Here is a 17,579-nt window from a genome sequence, read left to right on the forward strand (position 1 = left end):
TCGCCTGGCGTTCACTGCGGCGCTACCAGCCCGTCACGCGGGCTTGCGAGCATCCTGGCGTGTCGAATCCGGTTGTGACCGTCATCCTTCCTGCGAAGGATGCCGGCGCGTACATCGGCACGACGCTCGCCACCCTCGCGCGGCAGTTCGACGACATCGCGCACCTGAAGCTCGTCGCGATCGACGACGGGTCGCGCGATGACACCGGTGGGCAGATGCGCCACTTCGGCGAGCGCTTCACCCACGTGGAGGTGCTCGCGAACCCCGAGCCGGTGGGCCTGGCCAGTGCGCGCAACCAGGGACTCGCCCACGTCGAGGGCGACTTCTACTGCTTTGTCGACGGCGACGATTGGATGCAGCCGCTGCGGCTGCAGTCCCTCGTCACGACGATGCGCGCGCTCGACACCGACTTCGTCCGCACCGACCACGTCACCGCGACCGAAGGGCGCCGCCGCCTCGTCCGGGCGCCGTTCGCCTGGCGGGGCCGCGCCGTCTCGCCGCGGGAAGCGATCCTGCCGGCCGACGAGTCGACGATGGTCGACTACCCGTATGCCTGGGCCGGGATGTTCCACCGCCGCACCCTCGACCAGGGCCTTGCCGAGTTCCCGCCCGGGCTGTTCACCGCCGAGGACCGGCCGTGGATCTGGCGACTGCATCTGGGAGCATCGTCGTTCGCCGTCGTCGACGCCCCGGCGCTGCTGTACCGAAGGGGGGTGACCGACTCGCTGACCCAGGTGTTCGACCGTCGCCAGCTCGACTTCCTGCCCGCGTTCTCGCTGGCGCTCGACGCCGTCGAGGCGGACGCCGAGGCCGACAGGTTCCGCCCGAAGATCGTCGCGACCACCCTCGCGGTCTGCTCGCACCACCTGTTCCGCGCCCGCGGCATGGCCGTCGCCGACCGGGCACGGCTGCGCGTCGGCATCCGCGAGCTGCTCGGACGCGTCCCCGGCGCGGAACTCGACGAGGCCCTGTCCCGGCTCTCCGATCGCCGCCGGCGCCTGCTGGCCCGGACGATCCGGGAGGTCCGCCGCACATGACACAGGTCTTCGTGCTCAACTCGGCATACGGCCTGATGACGGCGGTCGCCGCGATCGACGCGGGGACGATACCCCCCGCGCACGGGCCGCGGATCCTGCTCGGCGTCAACGCCGCCATGATCCCCGAGACCGTTCCCGACCTCGCCGACACTCCGCACCTGCGCGGGCTGCTCACGCGCTTCGACCGCGTGGAGTCGCTCAATGCCCTGCTGGCTCCCACCTCGCCGACGGCGTGGGACCCGGAGTCCGACGACCTGCCGGTGTTCGAGCGCCTGCTGCGCCGGGCGTGGCAGATCGGCGACGATCCCGTCGAGCTGTTCCTGCAGTCCCCGCAGGTGGCGCCCTCACGCACGATCGTCCAGCTCTTCCCGGGGGCGGAGGTGACCATCATCGGCGACGGCCTGATGACCTACGCACCACTGCGGAGCAGAATGCCCCGGCCCCTCACCGAGCGCGTGGTGTCCGTCGCCTACGCCGATGTGATCCCGGGCGTCACCCCGCTCCTGTTCACCGAGATCGGGGCCCAGCGCGCACCGGTGCCCATCGACCGGTTCCGCACCGTGATCGAGGAGGTCGCCGCGCACACCGAAGACGACGACCTCGACGTGCTCACCACGTCGCCGATGCCCACCGTGCTGGTCCTCGGGCAGTATCTCGCCGCGCTCGGTCTGGTCTCGCCCGACGAGGAGCAGGCGATGCAGCAGCAGATGATCGACCAGGCTCTGCGGTTCGCCCCCGAGCGCATCGTGTTCAAGCCCCACCCCTCCGCACCCCCGTCGATCGCCGCCGCGGTCGCCGAGCAGGCACGACGTCACGGCCTCGCGTTCGACGTGTACGAGGGGGCCGTGCCGGCCGAGATCGTCGCCGCGAGGCTCCGCACCGTGGGAATCGTCGCGGGATTCTCGACCGCACTTCCGACTGTGCACGCCCTCTTCGGCATCCCGTTCGCCGCCGTCGGCAACGATGTGCTGCTGCACCGGCTGGACCCTTACGAGAACAGCAACCGCATCCCGGTCACCATCGTCGACGCGCTCGCCCGCGACGACTCGCCCTACCGCGACCCCCGCCGCCTGCAGCAGCTGACCGATGCCGTCGGGTACGCGATGCAGCCGAAGATCGCGGCGCACCTGCGTCCCCGCGCCGAAGAGCTGCTCGCCGACCTCGACGCCGGCGAACGCGATCGGTACTTCGCGCCCGCGCGTCTGAAGCGACTCGCGCTGCCCGGCGCCCCCGCGCCCACGCTGCTCGACCGGATGTTCGCCGCGTCGGGCATGGTCGGGCGGCTCGAGCAGTCCCGGCTGACCATGCGCGGAGCCCACCGCCGGGCTGGGCGCGCATGGAAGGCGGTGCGCGGAACATGACCGTGAGAACCGGACCGCAGGTCGTCGCCGTGATCCCCGCCCGCGGCGGGTCCAAGGGCGTCCCCCGCAAGAACCTGCGGCCCGTCGCCGGCGTCCCGCTGATCGTCCGCGCCGTGCGCGCCGCCAGGCGCGCGGGCAGCGTCGACCTGGTCGTGGTGTCCACGGACGATGCCGAGATCGCGGCGGTCGCGGCCGCCGCGGGAGCCCGCATCGTGAGTCGTCCGGAAGACCTCGCCGACGACACCGCGGCATCCGAGACCGCTCTCATCCACGCCCTCGACGTGCTCGCGATCGACGGCATCGACCCCCGGATCGTGGTGTTCGTCCAGGCCACCTCGCCGTTCATCCCCCGCGCCGGCATCGATCAGGCCGTCGCCGCCGTGCGCGACGGATACGACAGCGCCTTCTCGGCCCATGAGACCTACGGGTTCCTCTGGCGCCGCGCCGACGGCGCCGCCGCCGCCGTCAATCACGACGCCGCCCACCGCCCGCGCCGTCAGGACCGCGAACCGCATTACCTCGAGACCGGCGCGTTCTACGCCTTCGACGCCGCGGGCTTCCGCCGCAGCAGGCACCGGTTCTTCGGGCGCACGGCGATCATCGAGGTGCCCGAATCGACCGCGATCGAGATCGACGACGCGGACCAGCTCGCACGCGCCGACGCCCTCGCCTCGCTCGTCGAGGCGCCCGTCGCCGACCTCATCGAGGTGGATGCCGTGGTCACCGATTTCGATGGGGTGCACACCGACGACACCGCCTGGACCGACGCCGACGGCCGTGAGCTCGTGCGCGTGAGCCGCAGCGACGGCATGGGGGTCGGGCTTCTCCGCCGCGCCGGCATCCCGGTGCTCATCCTCTCGACCGAGCGCAACCCGGTCGTGCGGGCGCGCGCTGACAAGCTCCGCGTGCCGGTGCTGCAGGACGTCGACGACAAGGCCGCGGCGCTGACCGCGTGGGCAGGAGACACCGGCATCCCCCTCGCCCGCATCGCGTACCTCGGCAACGACGTCAACGACCTGCCAGCCCTGGCCCTGGTCGGCTGGCCCGTCGCCACCGCCGACGCCCACCCCGACGTGCGGGCGGCGGCGCGCGCGGTGCTCACCCGCCGCGGCGGCGACGGCGCGGTCCGCGAGCTCGCGAACCTCGTCCTCGCCGGTACCCGCACCCCGTCGCCGGCTTCCGCGGACACGCGCGACCGACCCGCATGACGCTCAGCGGCCAGTCGCGCGATACCCGCGATTCACACCTCGTTCACGGTCGAAGCGCACGCTGAAGCCAACATCCGACGAGAGGAGACGTCATGACCGTCAGCATCGGATCGCACGTGGTAGGTGGCGGAAACCCCGTCTACGTGATCGCTGAGATCGGCCTGAACCACAACGGCGACGTCGAGATCGCCAAGCAGCTCATCGACGTGGCCGCCCGTGCCGGCGCGAACGCCGTCAAGTTCCAGAAGCGCACGCCCGAGATCGCCACCCCGCCGCACATGCGCGACACGCCGCGCGAGACCCCGTGGGGCACGATGAGCTATCTCGAGTACCGCTACCGCGTCGAGTTCGACCGTGACCAGTACATCGAGATCGGCGATCACGCGACCCTGCAGGGCCTGGACTGGTTCGCGTCGCCGTGGGATGTCCCCAGCGTCGACTTCCTCGAGGACCTCGGCGTCGCCGCGCACAAGGTGGCCTCGGCGAGCCTCACCGACATCGAGCTGCTGACCGCGCTGCGCGACACCGGCAAGCCGATCATCCTGTCGACCGGCATGTCGACGGTCGACCAGATCGACCGGGCCATGGCCACGCTCGACACCGACAGGGTCGTGCTCATGCACGCCACCTCGACCTACCCGATGGAGCCCGAAGAGGCCAACATCAAGATGATCGCGACGCTGCGCGACCGCTACGCCGGCGTCCCGGTCGGATACTCGGGGCACGAGCGCGGCCTGCAGATCTCGCTGGCCGCCGTGGCCCTGGGCGCCGTCGCGGTCGAACGCCACATCACGCTCGACCGCACGATGTGGGGCTCCGACCACGCGGCATCCCTCGAACCGGCGGGCCTCGACCACCTCGTCCGCGACATCCGCGTGATCGAGACCGCGCTGGGTGATGGCGTCAAGCGCATCTATGAGGGCGAGCACGCGCCGATGGCGAAGCTGCGTCGCGTCCCGGCATGATGACGCGGCCCGATCGCTCCCCGCGCCTGCGGGTGGTCGCGATCGCCGATGCCGACTCGTTCGTGAAGTGGTCCGCTGCGCTGGTCGACTCGATTCCGGATGCCAGCCGGCACCTGCTGCTCGTGCGCACGCCCCTGCTGGTCAGCGCCGATCAAGAGCACGCCGCGCTGGCCGGCACCGGGTTCACCGAGGGCTCGGTGACGCGGCTGGAATACGACGGGCTGGCCGCATGGCTGGCCCGCGACCGCCCGGACGTCGTCGTGATCTCGGGGCGCGGTCCGTTCGTGCGGGTCGTGCAGCGGCAGATCGACCGCGTCCACCCGCGGCCGGTCGTGGTCACGGGACTGCCGGGCATGTCGATCCCCGCGCAGCGCGGCGCCCTGCTCTACCGGCGCCACAGCGACCTGATGGTGGTGCACTCCCGACGCGAGATGCGCGCGTTCGACGAGCTCGGCCGGCGCCTGGGCGCGCCCGTGAACCTGGCACTGGCGACCCTTCCGTACGCGCGGCGGAAGGATGCCGGCAGCTCCGGCACCGACCTCGTCTTCGCCGCGCAGGCGATCGTGCCCCGCGCCGCCGAAGACCGCCGGGCGATCGCCGACCTGCTCCGCCGGGCGGCGCTGGCCGACCCGGACCGCCGCGTCGTGGTGAAGCTGCGTTCACGACCCGAGCGCGGCGAGACCGAGGCGCACCAGGAGCTGTCCAGGTACCCGGAGCTGCTCCACGACCGGCCCGCGAACCTGGTCTTCTCGTACGAGCCGATGGCCGAGGCGCTCACGCGCGCCGAGGGCCTGGTCACGATCAGCTCGACGGCGGCGATCGAGGCGATGGCCCGGGGCATCCCGGTCATCGCGCTCGACATGTTCGGGGTGAAGAAAGCCCACCTGAACACGGTGTTCGCCGGCAGCGGCGTCTTCGGCGGGGCCGAGGATGTCATCGCGCGTCGCTTCCGGCATCCACACCCCCTCTGGATGCGCGACAACTACTTCCACGATCCGGCGGAGTCCACCTGCTGGGGTCAGGTGCACGATCTCGTCGCCCGCCGGCGCTACGGGCAACTGCCGGCGCGCCCGATCCCGCAGCCGCGCGGCGGCCCCCTGCACCTGGCGTGGCAGCGCAAGAGCGTGCTCGGCGCCGACGACCACACCCTCGCGGGCGCCGTCGCGGTGGCCGTTGCGGCGCCGGTGGTGCGCGCGATCCTCACGCTGCGGCGGTTCCGCGGCCGCAACGGGGCGATGACCTGGTCGGACGACACGACCGACTTCACCGTCAGCCCGGCACGTCACCAGGACCCGATCGTCCGCCGCCGGCAGACCGCTCTGGTCGCCGTCGACTGACGTCGTCAGCCGAACACGACGCGCAGCTGCATCAGGACGAACACGACGATGACGATCCCCATGACGAGGAACGTCTTCCACGGGATGCCGCGTGCCAGACGCCGCCCCGGTGCGGCCACGCCCGGCGGTGGGCGCAGCGCCGTGGTGGGTGCGGCGAAGGGGATGGATGCCGGTGTCCCGGCCGGTGACGTCGCGGGCACCGCCGCGGGTGTGCCCGCCGCGTGCACCGCCGCCGGGGCCGTGAGCCGGTCGTCGCGCCAGCGCTCCCACTGCGCGAACTTGTCCAGCAGCGCGCCGACGACCGAGAACAGCCACGCCCAGACCTGCGGGTCGAGGGTGGAGAACTCGCGCTTGGCGTACAGGAACAGCCAGTCATCGACGATCTCGACGTCGAGCGCGGCGGCGTTGTCGATGAACCGGGCCATGATGTCGGGCGTGAACAGGTAGAGCGCATCCGCTTCGTAGCCCCGCGGGCAGTACAGCGCGAAGTACTTGTCGAAGTCGCCTTCGAGGCTGAGGCGCTGGTCTTTGTCGAACGAGGCCGGCAGGTTCGAGCCGAACAGCCCGTTGTTGCCCATGGCATCCAGCACGATGTGCGGCAGCGGCGACGAGAGTTTGACGGCGATGTAGCCCCAGTGATGGGTCGTCTCGTTCTTGCCCGAGCCGGTCGTGTAGCGGTAGTTGCCGAACTCGACGAACCGGGGGCGGTCGCCGCGCACGATGTCGGTGGCCGTGCGGTCGCGGCCGAGGTCGAAGACCATGCCGGGCAGTGGCGGGGCCGGGGACCGCGCATGCCATTGCATGCCGTTGGCCCGTGCGAACCGGTCGAGGCGGTACCAGCGTTCGTGGCGGCTCCCGCCGAACCTGCGGACCACGGTTGTCACGATCACCGCCACGACGATCAGGACGAACAGGAGCGGCATGGCCGAGAACCCGAGTCCCGGGCCGAAGCCCTGCGAACTGACCATGGTCACCGCGATCGAGAAGAACGAGCTGAGCATCCCGAACCCGACGACGAAGACGATCACGATCGCGACGATGCCGCCCCAGTTCGCCGTCGACGTCACCCGGCCCTCGTTCTTGAGCTGCTGCGCATAGGCGCGGGCCGCGGCCTTGTCCACCGGCTCGGTCAGCGGGCGCGCGTCGAAGGGGTACGCCGCGGGTGGCGGTTCAGGTGTCGTCATCAGCGGCCAGGCTACCGGGCGATCCCCCGGCGCCGGGCACTCATCCGTCGCGTATGGTCGCCATTCGCTGCCGTGGCGGCATTTCGGGCCGGATGAACGGCGCGGGGCCAGGCTCATCCGTCGCGTATGGTCGCCATTCGCCGACGTAGCGGCATTTCGTGCCGGATGAACCGCCGGGCCGGATGAACCGCCGGGCGCGGGGGAAGGGCACCGAGGGCAGCGGCGGCAGCGGCCCCGTCAGCGGTTGACCTCGTCGCCGTCCCAGCTCAGATCCGCGCCCTCGCGAAGGGGCAGGGCCTCGACCCGGTCGTCCGCGACGAGGGCGCGGATCAGCTCGCCGCTACCGCCGACGATCGTGGAGTCGTAGTCGACCTCGGTGACCAGGACCCACGCGTGGTCATCGGGCCAGAGCAGGCTCGGGGAGTGCGCGGACGGGTCGAACCCGTGACCCTCGGCGATGCGGTCGCGCCACGGCACGTGCAGGAACCAGTCCGGACCCGCCAGTTCGCGCACGCCGCCGCGGAACAGCACATGGCCGCGTCCGGGCAGCTCGAGGCGTGCCCCCTCGGAGATCTCGCGGGAGAGGATCCCCTCCTGCCACGTGGCCTTGCGGTACGGGTTGTTGAACGGATCCTTCAGCGAGTGGCCGAGCATCTGGTTGTGGTGGGAGAGGGTCGCATCGGCCGGGTCGCCCATCTGGAAGAACGCGCGCGACGGGGCATCGCCCATGTGGCCGAGCAGTGCGCCGTCACCTTCCCACAGGGCGACGCAGCCGTCGTCCGGGGTCGAGGTGTGCGCGGCCAGGATTTCGGCGACGACACCGACCAGCTCCTCCCCCAGTTCACCTTCAGCCGGCGCGTTGAACCAGCGCCCGTCGGGCGCCGCCACCTGCTGCCAGTCGTTCGCGTCGGCGGGGGTGCGCACCAGGCGCCCCCACTGCGCCGTCGCGTGGAACTCGGTGCCGAAGGCGGCGGCGGTCTCGGCCCAGGTGACGGGCCGGTCGGTGATCCGCCCCATGAGCGGCTCGTGCTGCTCCCACGTCATCGCCTGCCACTCGTCGAACGTCGGCATACGCTCGCCGCCAGGCAGCTCCTGCACCGAGCCGGGGTGGAAGATGCGCGCGTAGGCCGCGAACCCTCGCGGCACGACGTCGTGCATCGTGCCGCGCCACGGGTCGTCGATCTGCTCGCGCAGCCAGTCGCCGGCCGAAACGTCTGCAGTCCACTCCATGCGGCAACGCTACCCGGCGGTGCGCCCACCGCGCCGATTCGGGGGCTGACCGGGCATCGGGTACCATAGGAGGGTTGTCCGCATGCGCCCCTGTGCGCGAAGTGGCGGACGATGTGCAACAACCCTCCTGATGCCGGGAAATGCCCGGTGTCCGTTCTAGTCCGAAGGAGGTGGGTTAGTGACGCACTCACACCAGTACGAACTCATGGTCATCCTCGACCCAGAGGTCGACGAGCGCCAGGTCGCTCCCAAGCTCGACGGGTTCTTGAAGGTCATCACGAACGATGGTGGCTCGATCGACAACGTCGACATCTGGGGCCGTCGCCGGCTGGCTTACGAGATCGAGAAGAAGACCGAGGGCATCTACGCCGTCGTCAACTTCACCGCGACCAGCGAAGCCACGCAGGAGCTCGACCGTCAGCTGAAGCTGAACGAGCAGATCATGCGCACCAAGGTCCTCCGTGCCGAGGAGGCGATCGCTCAGGTCGCCGCCGAGAAGGAGCGCGCTGAGGCCAAGGCTGCCCGCAAGGCCGCGAAGGCGTAACGCTCATGGCCGGCGAAACCATCATCACGGTCGTGGGCAACCTCACGGCGGACCCCGAGCTGCGCTACACGCAGAACGGTCTTCCCGTCGCGAACTTCACGATCGCTTCGACGCCGCGCACTTTCGACCGCCAGGCGAACGAGTGGAAGGACGGCGACGCGCTGTTCCTCCGCGCGTCGGTATGGCGTGAGTTCGCCGAGCACGTGGCCGGCTCGCTGACCAAGGGCTCCCGTGTCATCGCGACCGGTCGTCTGAAGCAGCGTTCCTACCAGGACCGCGAGGGCAACAACCGCACCTCGATCGAGCTCGAGGTCGACGAGATCGGCCCCTCGCTCCGCTACGCGACCGCCCAGGTCACCCGCGCCGCTTCCGGCGGTGGCGGTGGCGGCGGTCAGCAGGCGCGCCCCCAGCAGGTGCAGCAGGACGAGCCGTGGTCGACCCCCGGCTCTGCTGCCCCGGACGCATGGAGCGCCCCCGGTACGAGCTACGGCGACGACACGCCCTTCTGATCCTCGGCGATCACCTCACAAGACCAGTGGATGCCGCGGCATCCACCCCTATCTAAGGAAAAACTATGGCTGGAAAGGCTACCGGCGATCGCCGCAAGCCGCGGAAGGGCGCGAAGAACGCCGCTCCCGCGAAGGCGATCCGCGTCGGCGTCATCGACTACAAGGACGTCGCCACTCTTCGCAAGTTCATCTCGGAGCGCGGGAAGATCCGCGCCCGTCGTATCACCGGTGTCTCGGTGCAGGAGCAGCGTCTGATCGCCAAGGCGATCAAGAACGCGCGCGAAATGGCGCTCCTGCCTTACGCCGGCGCTGGCCGCTAAGGGGCACTCACATGGCAAAGCTGATTCTCACGAACGAGGTTGCCGGGCTCGGAAGCGCCGGTGACGTCATCGAGGTCAAGAACGGGTACGCCCGCAACTACCTCATCCCCCAGGGCTTCGCTGTGGCCTGGACCCGCGGTGGCGAGAAGCAGGTGGCGTCGATCCGCGCCGCCCGTGACTCCCGCGCGATCCACGACCACGAAGAGGCTGTGGCGCTCAAGAATGCGCTCGAGGCAGGCAAGGTCAAGCTGACGGTCAAGGCCGGCAAGGAAGGCCGCCTGTTCGGTTCGGTCAAGCCCACCGACGTGGCCGACGCCGTCAAGGCCGCAGGCCTGGGCGACCTCGACAAGCGCAAGATCCACATCACCGCGCCGATCAAGGCCGTGGGCGACCACGAGGCGACCGTTCGCCTGCGTGACGACCTCACCGCTGTGATCACCCTGCAGGTGGTCGCCGCCAAGTAAGGCGCGTGACGCATCGGAATGCCGCAGACCTCCGGGTCTGCGGCATTCCTGCGTTTGCGGTCCGGGTATCACCGGTCGCCGGCATCGTGCGGGCGCTGCTGACGATCAACGAGGGCCTCGGTGACCGCGACACCGAAGACGAGGTCCCGGTCGCGGCGGTGCGAAAGCTCGCCCGGCATGATTTCCGGTCTCATCAGGCCCGACGAAGTCGGTCAGAACTCCCCATGACCCGGACTTGACAATTTGCGGGTTTGTCCCCAGGTGCTCCACATACCGGCCAACCCTCAACCCACACTTCAACCACAATGCTCGTCCACAGGCTGTGAATCATAAAACACCAGATCAAATACATAAACAATCTGTCGGATCAGATAACTCCCGGGCGTTTTCCACAGCCGTTGTGCACAGGCGTGGCGGCGTTTCACGCAATCTCTCCACAGAGTTATCCACAGGCAGGTTTGCAGGTGTCGGGGCCCATGCATAACGTGGCCGATGGCCCGTCGCGCGGGCCCGAGAAGGGGGCATGAATGTCGATCGCGGACATCTCGAACGACCGACTGGGCGCACCCCGTGAGCACGAGCGCACGCCGCCGCACGATCTGCTGGCCGAGCAGAGCGCACTGGGCGGCATGCTCCTGTCGAAGGATGCCGTTGCCGATGTCATCGAGTCGCTTCGCGGCACCGACTTCTACGTGCCCAAGCACGAGCTGATCTTCGAAGCGATCCTCACGCTCTACTCGCACGGCGAGCCGACCGACGTCGTCGCCGTCACCGACGAGCTCATCAAAACCGGCGAGCTGCAGCGCGCCGGCGGTGCCGACTACCTGCACTCGCTGACCTCGATCGTCCCGACCGCGGCGAACGCCGGCTACTACGCGTCGATCGTCAGCGAGCGGGCGCTGCTTCGCCGCCTCGTCGAGGCCGGCACGCGCATCGTGCAGATGGGCTACAACGGCCAGGGCGAGGCGCTCGATCTCGTCAACAATGCGCAGGCCGAGATCTACTCCGTCACCGGCGCGGAACAGGCCGAGGACTACGTTCCGCTCGAGATCGCGGTGGGTGCGGCGATCGAAGAGATCGAGGCCGCACGCGGTCGCGACGGCCAGATGACCGGCATCCCCACCGGCTTCTCCGGGCTCGATCAGCTCACCAACGGTATGCACCCGGGTCAGATGATCATCATCGCGGCGCGGCCCGCGATGGGCAAAAGTACCCTGGCTCTCGACTTCGCCCGCAGCGCCGCGATCAAGCACGACATGCCGACGATCTTCTTCTCGCTCGAAATGGGCAAGAGCGAGATCGCGATGCGTCTGATGAGCGCCGAGGGCGCCGTGCCGCTGCAGAGCATGCGCAAGGGCACGCTCGACTCGCGCGACTGGACGACGATCGCCGCGACCCGCGGGCGCATCAACGACGCGCCCCTCTACATCGACGACAGCCCGAACATGACACTCGTCGAGATCCGGGCGAAGTGCCGTCGCCTCAAGCAGCGCGTCGGCTTGAAGATGGTGGTTATCGACTACCTGCAGCTGATGACCAGCGGCAAGCGCGTCGAATCGCGCCAGCAAGAAGTCTCAGAGTTCTCTCGCGCGCTCAAGCTCCTCGCGAAGGAGCTCGGCGTGCCCGTGGTGGCGCTGTCGCAGCTGAACCGCGGCGCAGAGCAGCGCCAGGACAAGAAGCCCGCGCTCAGCGACCTTCGCGAGTCGGGCTCGATCGAGCAGGACGCCGACATGGTGGTACTGCTGCACCGCGAGGCCGCCTACGAGAAGGACAGCCCACGCGCCGGCGAGGCCGACCTGATCGTGGCCAAGCACCGCAACGGCCCGACCGACACGATCACCGTTGCGTTCCAGGGTCACTTCTCACGCTTCACCGACATGGCGCAGGACTTCGGGTAGCTGTAGGTACTTTTTTGAAATGTCCATTTCGCGGATGAAATGTCCACGCGATGTCCATATGGACATTTCGGGCTCTGTGAGCCGCGGTCGACGGTCGGCACTCCGAACCGGTGGAGTTTCTCGGCGAAGATGCCGAGCCGATCTATCGAGGCGACGCGGACGGTGTCGCGTGCGCGGGATGTATTCGATGCGTTCGGCGAGATCTTCGCGGCTGTCGCTGTTCCGGCCGCTCACTTGTCCGCGAAGACCCGGTCGGCGTCGCCGATGGTGTAGAGCTGGCGGGCGAGGTTCTGACTGGCGCGGAGATTGTCTGCCAACGGTCTTGATGCGTTGCGTCGTGTCTAGAGCTCCGGTCGGTTCTGTTGCAGTCTTACGGAATGGACCCTATTGCGACGCCCAGACACAGGCTTGGCACGTGTTGCGTACGGGTATACCCCAAAGCGACATGCTGAAGCGTGGTGCAGGAGTCGGAGCGCTCCGGAGTGCTCCGGGTGCCGGTGTGCTGGCGGGTGCGATCTTCTGCGGTGGCCATACGTGTCATCGGAGGAAGCTGCAGACGTTGTCGGGAGTACAGTCCTGGGCACGTACGTCGTCGGCGCCTTCCCGGAGTTCGACGATGTTGGCCCGGAGCAGGCGAAGCTGTTCAATCTGCTCGTCGACCTCGGATAGTCGCCTGTCGAGAAGGTCACGGACGTGGGTACAGGGCGAGTGACCGGCATCTTCCGTCGCGGTGTGGGCGCACGATGCTCAGCAGCGGCAGTTTAGGGCCGGCCGGTGTGGGGTGCAGTCAGAGGGTGTTGAGCAGCTCGGCGCAGGCCTTCTCGCAGCGGCGGCAGGCTTCGGCGCAGATGCGGCAGTGTTCGTGCATGTCGGCGTGTCGTTCGCATTCGTCGGCGCAGCTCGCGCATGCGGTGCGGCAGGCTTCGAGGGTCGCCCGGGTGAGGTTGGCGTCGTAGCCGGTGTGGCGAGACAGAATTCGTCCGGTTGCTTCGCAGAGGTCTGCGCAGTCCAGGTTAGTGCGGATGCACTTGGTGAGTTCGGCGACCATGTCTTCGCTCAGACACGCGTCGGCACACGCGGTGCAGGCCTGGGAGCATTCGACGCAAGCTTCGATGCACGCGACGAGCTTGTCCCGGTCGACGCCGCCGAGGTCCTGCGGGTAGGTGTCTAACATTTCTCGAGTGACCATGGTTGGTTCTTCCCTCCGATCGATCACCGCCCAGTTGGACGGTAGGCCAGACGAGCCGGCCCTGGAAGGGGGTTGCGAACGCTCGGAAGGTTCTGTAAGCGACTCTCTAGTTCACCCCTCTGCTTCGAGTCAGTCGGTCGTGAGTCTATACCGGTGGAGGGTATCGATCGATGGTCTAATATGGACTCACTGCGGTCTAGAGTCCTGTCGGTGAGCTGACACCGACAGGAGTTACCGGGAGGAGTGAGTTGCTGACCATCCGCTCGCTCCAACTATCGCGGTTCATGCTCGCCCGGTTGCTGATGTCGTGCGCGGCTGCGCTGGCGATCATCGTTGGCCTGCTGGCCATGCACACCTTCGCCCCTCCTGCAGCGCACTCGACGAGCCAGTCGATTTCATCAGCAACGTTGCAGGCAGACCACTCTCAAGTTACGACAGAAGCGACCGGCGCCGCCGCGGTCTGCGAGACCGACTGCCGCAGTGGCGCGCCCGCACCGTTGCCTGATCACTCCGGAGTGATGGCATTCTGTGTTCTGGCTCTGTTGGCCGTCGTGCTGCTCGTCGGGCCAACCACCGCGCTATCCATCGTGAGGTCGCCGCGGATTTCTACCGCCTTCCTTTCGCTCTTGTCGGGTGCGATGGCATTCGCACGGCCGCCATCGCTCACGGCACTGTCGATCAGCCGAACCTGATCTGCTCACTAAGCTGGCCCGTCCCGAGCTATCGAGGGCACGCCCGCTTCGCTCATTAGGCGCCTGAGCCCGGCGGCTATTGGTTGCTCAGCCGTTGATCGACCGGTCAGCGGATCCCTGAGCTGACCGCCAGGCTGTGCCGACCGGTATCCCGGTCCGATTGCGGGAACCGTATTGGGTCGGCACCCTTCCTTCCGCCCACGATCGGATTGCGTGGCAGTCCGGCCAAACCCTTTCTCAAACTGCTTCCCCGTGGTTGTGGCTGCTGGGAACAGAGAATCGAAATCACGCTTGGAGATGTCATGAAACAACGCCTCGCTGGGATCGTTGTGAGCCTCGCGGTCGTCGGTACGGTCGCAGTCGGCTGCGCGCCTTCTGCCGTCGCGCCGGACCCGCCGCTTGCGGACCAGTTCGGACACGTGCACGGGCTGGCCGGAGGCCCGGCCAGCGGGCAGTGGTTCGTCGCAACCCACAACGGCCTATACCTCGTCGACGAGGATGGCGAAACGACCGGACCGATCGGCGATCACGCTTTCGATGTGATGGGCTTCACCCCGTCGGGACAGACGCTCTTCGCGTCGGGGCACCCGGGCCCCGACACGCCTTCGGAGTGGGGCTCACCCAATCTGGGCATCATTCGCAGTGACGACCGGGGCGAGAGCTGGGAACCGGTCGCGTTATCTGGAATCGAGGACTTCCACGTACTCACTGCCGGGCCGGACAACGTCCTGTATGGCATCGGGTCCAGTTCGCCGGTCCTCCTCACAGGCACCGATGGCGGGACGACATGGACTGAAGGTATCAACCTGCCTGCAGCAGATCTGGCTGTCGGTCACGACGGGCGGTTGTACGCGGCCACCGAAGCCGGCCTGCAAGTCAGCGCGAACGCCGGCGCGACCTTCACCGTTGTCGACGGTGCGCCGCTCCTGTACCTCCTTGAAGCACTCCCCGAAGGCGGGCTGGTCGGTGTGGACACCGCGGGGACGCTGTGGCGCATGTCACCCGAAGCACGGTGGGAGAAAGTCGTCACGGCCGAGGGAATGGTGCAAGCCCTCGGAGCCGATCAGGACGGCACGATCCTGATCGTCGACGATCGCGGCATCGTCCGCATCGACGGCACCCAAACCAGTGTCGTACGACCTATCCGATAACCGGAGGAACACCGATGACTACGAATCCGACCGCCTGGCGACACGCAGGTAGCGAGCCCTCGCCCTCCACTCTTGAAGACATCCACGCGTGGTGGCGGGCAGCGAACTACCTGAGCGTGGGTCAGATCTACCTCCTGGACAACCCGTTGCTGCGGCGTCCACTTGCACCGGGGGACATCAAACCGCGTTTGCTCGGCCATTGGGGCACCACGCCGGGGCTCAACTTCCTCTACGCACACCTGAACAGGACCATCCTGGAGCGTGATCTGAACGCGCTGTACATCACCGGCCCCGGTCACGGTGGTCCCGGCATGGTCGCCAACGCTTACCTGGACGGCACCTACTCCGAGATTTATCCCGACATCGACCGTACTGAGGCGGGATTGAGCGCCCTTTTCCGGCAGTTCTCGTTTCCCGGCGGCATCCCCTCTCACGCGTCACCCGAAACACCCGGGTCGATCAACGAAGGCGGCGAGCTGGGCTACTCGTTGGTGCACGCCTACGGCGCCGCATTCGACAACCCCGACCTGCTTGTGGCGTGCGTGATCGGCGACGGTGAAGCCGAAACCGGACCGCTGGCCGCGGCGTGGCACGGGAACAAGTTCCTCAATCCCAGTCAGGACGGGGTGGTGCTGCCCATCCTGCATCTGAACGGGTACAAGATCGCCAACCCGACCGTGCTCGCGCGGATACCCGACGAAGAGCTGATCGCGTTGCTGCGCGGGTACGGGCACGAACCGTTCCTGGTCACGGTCGGGTTCGACGGCGAAGATCCGCTCGAGTCGCACGCCCGGTTTGCAGGGGTACTGGATGACGCGCTGGACAGGATCGCCGACATCAAGGCGTCGGCCGCGACCGGCGAGCTTGTCGAGCGTCCGGCGTGGCCGGCGATCGTGCTCAGAAGCCCGAAAGGGTGGACCGGCCCCGCCGTGGTCGACGGACTCCCGGTGGAGGGGACCTGGCGGTCGCATCAGGTTCCGCTTGCCGGGGTGCGCGACAACCCCGAGCACCTGCGCCTCCTCGAAGACTGGTTGCGCTCCTACCGGCCAGACGACTTGTTCGATGACGGTGGGGCACCGCTTGAAGTCACGACCGCGCTGGCCCCAGTAGGGCAGCGGCGGATGAGTGCGAACCCGGTCGCCAATGGTGGGCAGTTGCGTAAACCACTGCGGTTGGGGGAGTTCCGCGAGCATGCGCATCCAGTCGTTGCCGCGCAGCGCGGCGCCACGAACGCGGAAGCAACCCGCACCCTCGGGGACTGGTTGGCGGAGGTGATCCGCCGCAATCCGGACAACTTCCGCATCTTCGGTCCCGACGAAACAGCCTCCAACCGGCTGGCGCCCCCCGTGTACGAAGCGACCGACAAACAGTGGAATGCCGAGGTGGAGGTCGGTGACGAGCACCTGGCGTCCACCGGCAGGGTGATCGAGATCCTCAGCGAACACCTATGCCAAGGCTGGCTGGAAGGGTATGTCCTCACCGGCAGGCACGGTCTGTTCAACAGCTACGAGGCGTTCACCCACATCGTCGACTCCATGTTCAACCAACACGCCAAGTGGCTGGAAGCGTCGCTGCACATCCCCTGGCGCGCCCCCGTCCCCAGCTTCAACTACCTGCTATCCAGCCACGTCTGGCGGCAGGACCACAACGGGTTCAGCCACCAGGATCCCGGATTCATCGACGTGGCGCTGAACAAGAGCCCCGATGTTGTCCGCGTCTACCTCCCCTTCGATGCGAATACGCTCTTAGCCACGTACGACCACTGTCTGCGGTCGGTGGGACATATCAACGTCGTGGTCAGCGGCAAGCAGCCCGCGCCGCAATGGCTCACCATCGACGAGGCCATCGAGCACTGCGCGCGGGGGTTGGGTATCCTCCCGTGGGCCGGAACCGGGGATCCGGGAACCGAACCGGACGTGGTACTCGCCGCCGCCGGGGACGTCCCCACGTTGGAAGTACTCGCCGCGGCATCCCTTCTGCGCGAGCACGTTCCGGACCTCGCCGTGCGAGTCGTCAACGTGGTGGACCTTGGCCGGCTGCAATCCGAAGACCAACACCCGCACGGTCTTCCCGATCGCGAGTTCGACGCCATCTTCACCCCCGACAAACCGGTCATCTTCGCCTACCACGGCTACCCCTGGGCGATCCACCGACTGACATACAAGCGGGCGGGGCACCAGAACCTGCACGTGCACGGATTCATGGAGAAGGGCACCACCACCACCCCGTTCGACATGGTCATGCTCAACGACCTGGACCGGTACCGGCTCGCGATCGATGTCATCGACCGGGTCCCCGGCCTGGCAACCCGTCACTCCACGCTTCGCCAGGAACTGCAGGACGCGCGCCTGCGCGCGCGGGACTACACACGCCGGCACGGGATCGACATCCCCGACGTCGCCGACTGGCGATGGCTCGCCCCCGACACCACCCCCGCCCCGTAGCGGGCCAGCGACAGCACAAGGACCATCATGAGCGAGAACACGCAGA

17 protein-coding genes and 1 pseudogene are annotated in these 17,579 nt (G+C 68.0%); 13 read left to right on the top strand and 5 right to left on the bottom strand.

Annotated elements, in window-relative coordinates:
* Positions 1–74 precede the first annotated feature (74 nt).
* The 5 genes from BKA10_RS12205 (at position 75) to BKA10_RS12225 (ending at position 5,908) form a co-directional block, all read left to right on the top strand.
* Positions 75–1,037 (top strand): glycosyltransferase, encoded by a 963-nt coding sequence (locus BKA10_RS12205; protein ID WP_248199273.1) that lies wholly within the window; start codon positions 75–77, stop codon positions 1,035–1,037.
* A complete protein-coding gene (locus tag BKA10_RS12210; protein ID WP_183500137.1) occupies positions 1,034–2,398 on the top strand; it encodes a polysialyltransferase family glycosyltransferase in 1,365 nt (454 codons plus the stop codon). The genes BKA10_RS12205 and BKA10_RS12210 overlap by 4 nt, the downstream gene beginning before the upstream one ends.
* Entirely contained in the window at positions 2,395–3,606 is a 1,212-nt protein-coding gene (locus BKA10_RS12215) for an acylneuraminate cytidylyltransferase (protein WP_183500138.1), read from the top strand. Before BKA10_RS12210 ends, BKA10_RS12215 begins: the two co-directional genes overlap by 4 nt.
* Positions 3,607–3,698: 92 nt before the next feature.
* Entirely contained in the window at positions 3,699–4,571 is an 873-nt protein-coding gene (locus BKA10_RS12220) for an N-acetylneuraminate synthase family protein (RefSeq protein ID WP_183500139.1), read from the top strand.
* Complete coding sequence (locus tag BKA10_RS12225; RefSeq protein WP_183500140.1) at positions 4,568–5,908, top strand: DUF6716 putative glycosyltransferase; 1,341 nt, start codon at positions 4,568–4,570, stop codon at positions 5,906–5,908. The genes BKA10_RS12220 and BKA10_RS12225 overlap by 4 nt, the downstream gene beginning before the upstream one ends.
* A gap of 5 nt (positions 5,909–5,913) precedes the next feature.
* Here the strand turns inward: BKA10_RS12225 and BKA10_RS12230 are convergent, their stop codons facing one another.
* Positions 5,914–7,092 (bottom strand): hypothetical protein, encoded by a 1,179-nt coding sequence (locus tag BKA10_RS12230; RefSeq protein WP_183500141.1) that lies wholly within the window; start codon positions 7,090–7,092, stop codon positions 5,914–5,916.
* A gap of 237 nt (positions 7,093–7,329) precedes the next feature.
* Positions 7,330–8,322, bottom strand: a complete 993-nt coding sequence (locus BKA10_RS12235) for a hypothetical protein (RefSeq protein ID WP_183500142.1) — start codon at positions 8,320–8,322, stop codon at positions 7,330–7,332.
* Positions 8,323–8,527: 205 nt separating this feature from the next.
* Here BKA10_RS12235 and rpsF point away from each other — a divergent pair, with 205 nt between their 5' ends.
* The 4 genes from rpsF (at position 8,528) to rplI (ending at position 10,159) form a co-directional block, all read left to right on the top strand.
* Positions 8,528–8,866: a 30S ribosomal protein S6 gene (gene rpsF, locus BKA10_RS12240; protein ID WP_183501188.1), complete on the top strand. Its 339-nt coding sequence runs from the start codon at positions 8,528–8,530 to the stop codon at positions 8,864–8,866.
* Positions 8,867–8,871: 5 nt separating this feature from the next.
* On the top strand, positions 8,872–9,375 hold the full coding sequence (locus tag BKA10_RS12245; protein WP_183500143.1) for a single-stranded DNA-binding protein: 504 nt from the start codon (positions 8,872–8,874) through the stop codon (positions 9,373–9,375).
* Positions 9,376–9,440: 65 nt separating this feature from the next.
* The gene (rpsR, locus tag BKA10_RS12250) at positions 9,441–9,695 is read left to right on the top strand and encodes a 30S ribosomal protein S18 (RefSeq protein WP_005054609.1); all 255 of its coding nucleotides are present in this window, start codon (positions 9,441–9,443) and stop codon (positions 9,693–9,695) included.
* Positions 9,696–9,706: 11 nt separating this feature from the next.
* Positions 9,707–10,159 (top strand): 50S ribosomal protein L9, encoded by a 453-nt coding sequence (gene rplI / locus BKA10_RS12255; protein WP_183500144.1) that lies wholly within the window; start codon positions 9,707–9,709, stop codon positions 10,157–10,159.
* 68 nt (positions 10,160–10,227) lie between these two features.
* Here rplI and BKA10_RS16740 read toward each other — a convergent pair whose 3' ends face one another.
* Positions 10,228–10,353, bottom strand: coding sequence for a hypothetical protein (locus BKA10_RS16740; protein ID WP_277816591.1), 126 nt, complete (start codon positions 10,351–10,353; stop codon positions 10,228–10,230).
* 333 nt (positions 10,354–10,686) lie between these two features.
* Between BKA10_RS16740 and dnaB the strand changes: the two genes are divergently transcribed.
* A complete protein-coding gene (dnaB, locus tag BKA10_RS12260) occupies positions 10,687–12,057 on the top strand; it encodes a replicative DNA helicase (protein WP_183500145.1) in 1,371 nt (456 codons plus the stop codon).
* A 537-nt stretch (positions 12,058–12,594) separates the two neighbouring features.
* Here the strand turns inward: dnaB and BKA10_RS16960 are convergent.
* Positions 12,595–12,723 (bottom strand): annotated as a pseudogene (locus BKA10_RS16960) (hypothetical protein); the annotation flags it as partial.
* Positions 12,724–12,844: 121 nt separating this feature from the next.
* Positions 12,845–13,231, bottom strand: coding sequence for a four-helix bundle copper-binding protein (locus BKA10_RS12270; RefSeq protein ID WP_241740161.1), 387 nt, complete (start codon positions 13,229–13,231; stop codon positions 12,845–12,847).
* Positions 13,232–13,494: 263 nt separating this feature from the next.
* On the opposite strand from BKA10_RS12270, the gene BKA10_RS12275 reads away from it, so the two are divergent.
* The 3 genes from BKA10_RS12275 to BKA10_RS12285 all read left to right on the top strand — a co-directional run bounded on the left by BKA10_RS12275 (position 13,495) and on the right by BKA10_RS12285 (position 17,533).
* Positions 13,495–13,938, top strand: coding sequence for a DUF6153 family protein (locus BKA10_RS12275; RefSeq protein WP_183500147.1), 444 nt, complete (start codon positions 13,495–13,497; stop codon positions 13,936–13,938).
* Positions 13,939–14,240: 302 nt separating this feature from the next.
* Complete coding sequence (locus BKA10_RS12280) at positions 14,241–15,089, top strand: F510_1955 family glycosylhydrolase (protein ID WP_183500148.1); 849 nt, start codon at positions 14,241–14,243, stop codon at positions 15,087–15,089.
* Positions 15,090–15,103: 14 nt separating this feature from the next.
* A complete protein-coding gene (locus BKA10_RS12285) occupies positions 15,104–17,533 on the top strand; it encodes a phosphoketolase family protein (protein ID WP_183500149.1) in 2,430 nt (809 codons plus the stop codon).
* Positions 17,534–17,579 lie beyond the last annotated feature (46 nt).

This window comes from Microbacterium invictum, from assembly GCF_014197265.1.
GTDB lineage: Bacteria > Actinomycetota > Actinomycetes > Actinomycetales > Microbacteriaceae > Microbacterium > Microbacterium invictum.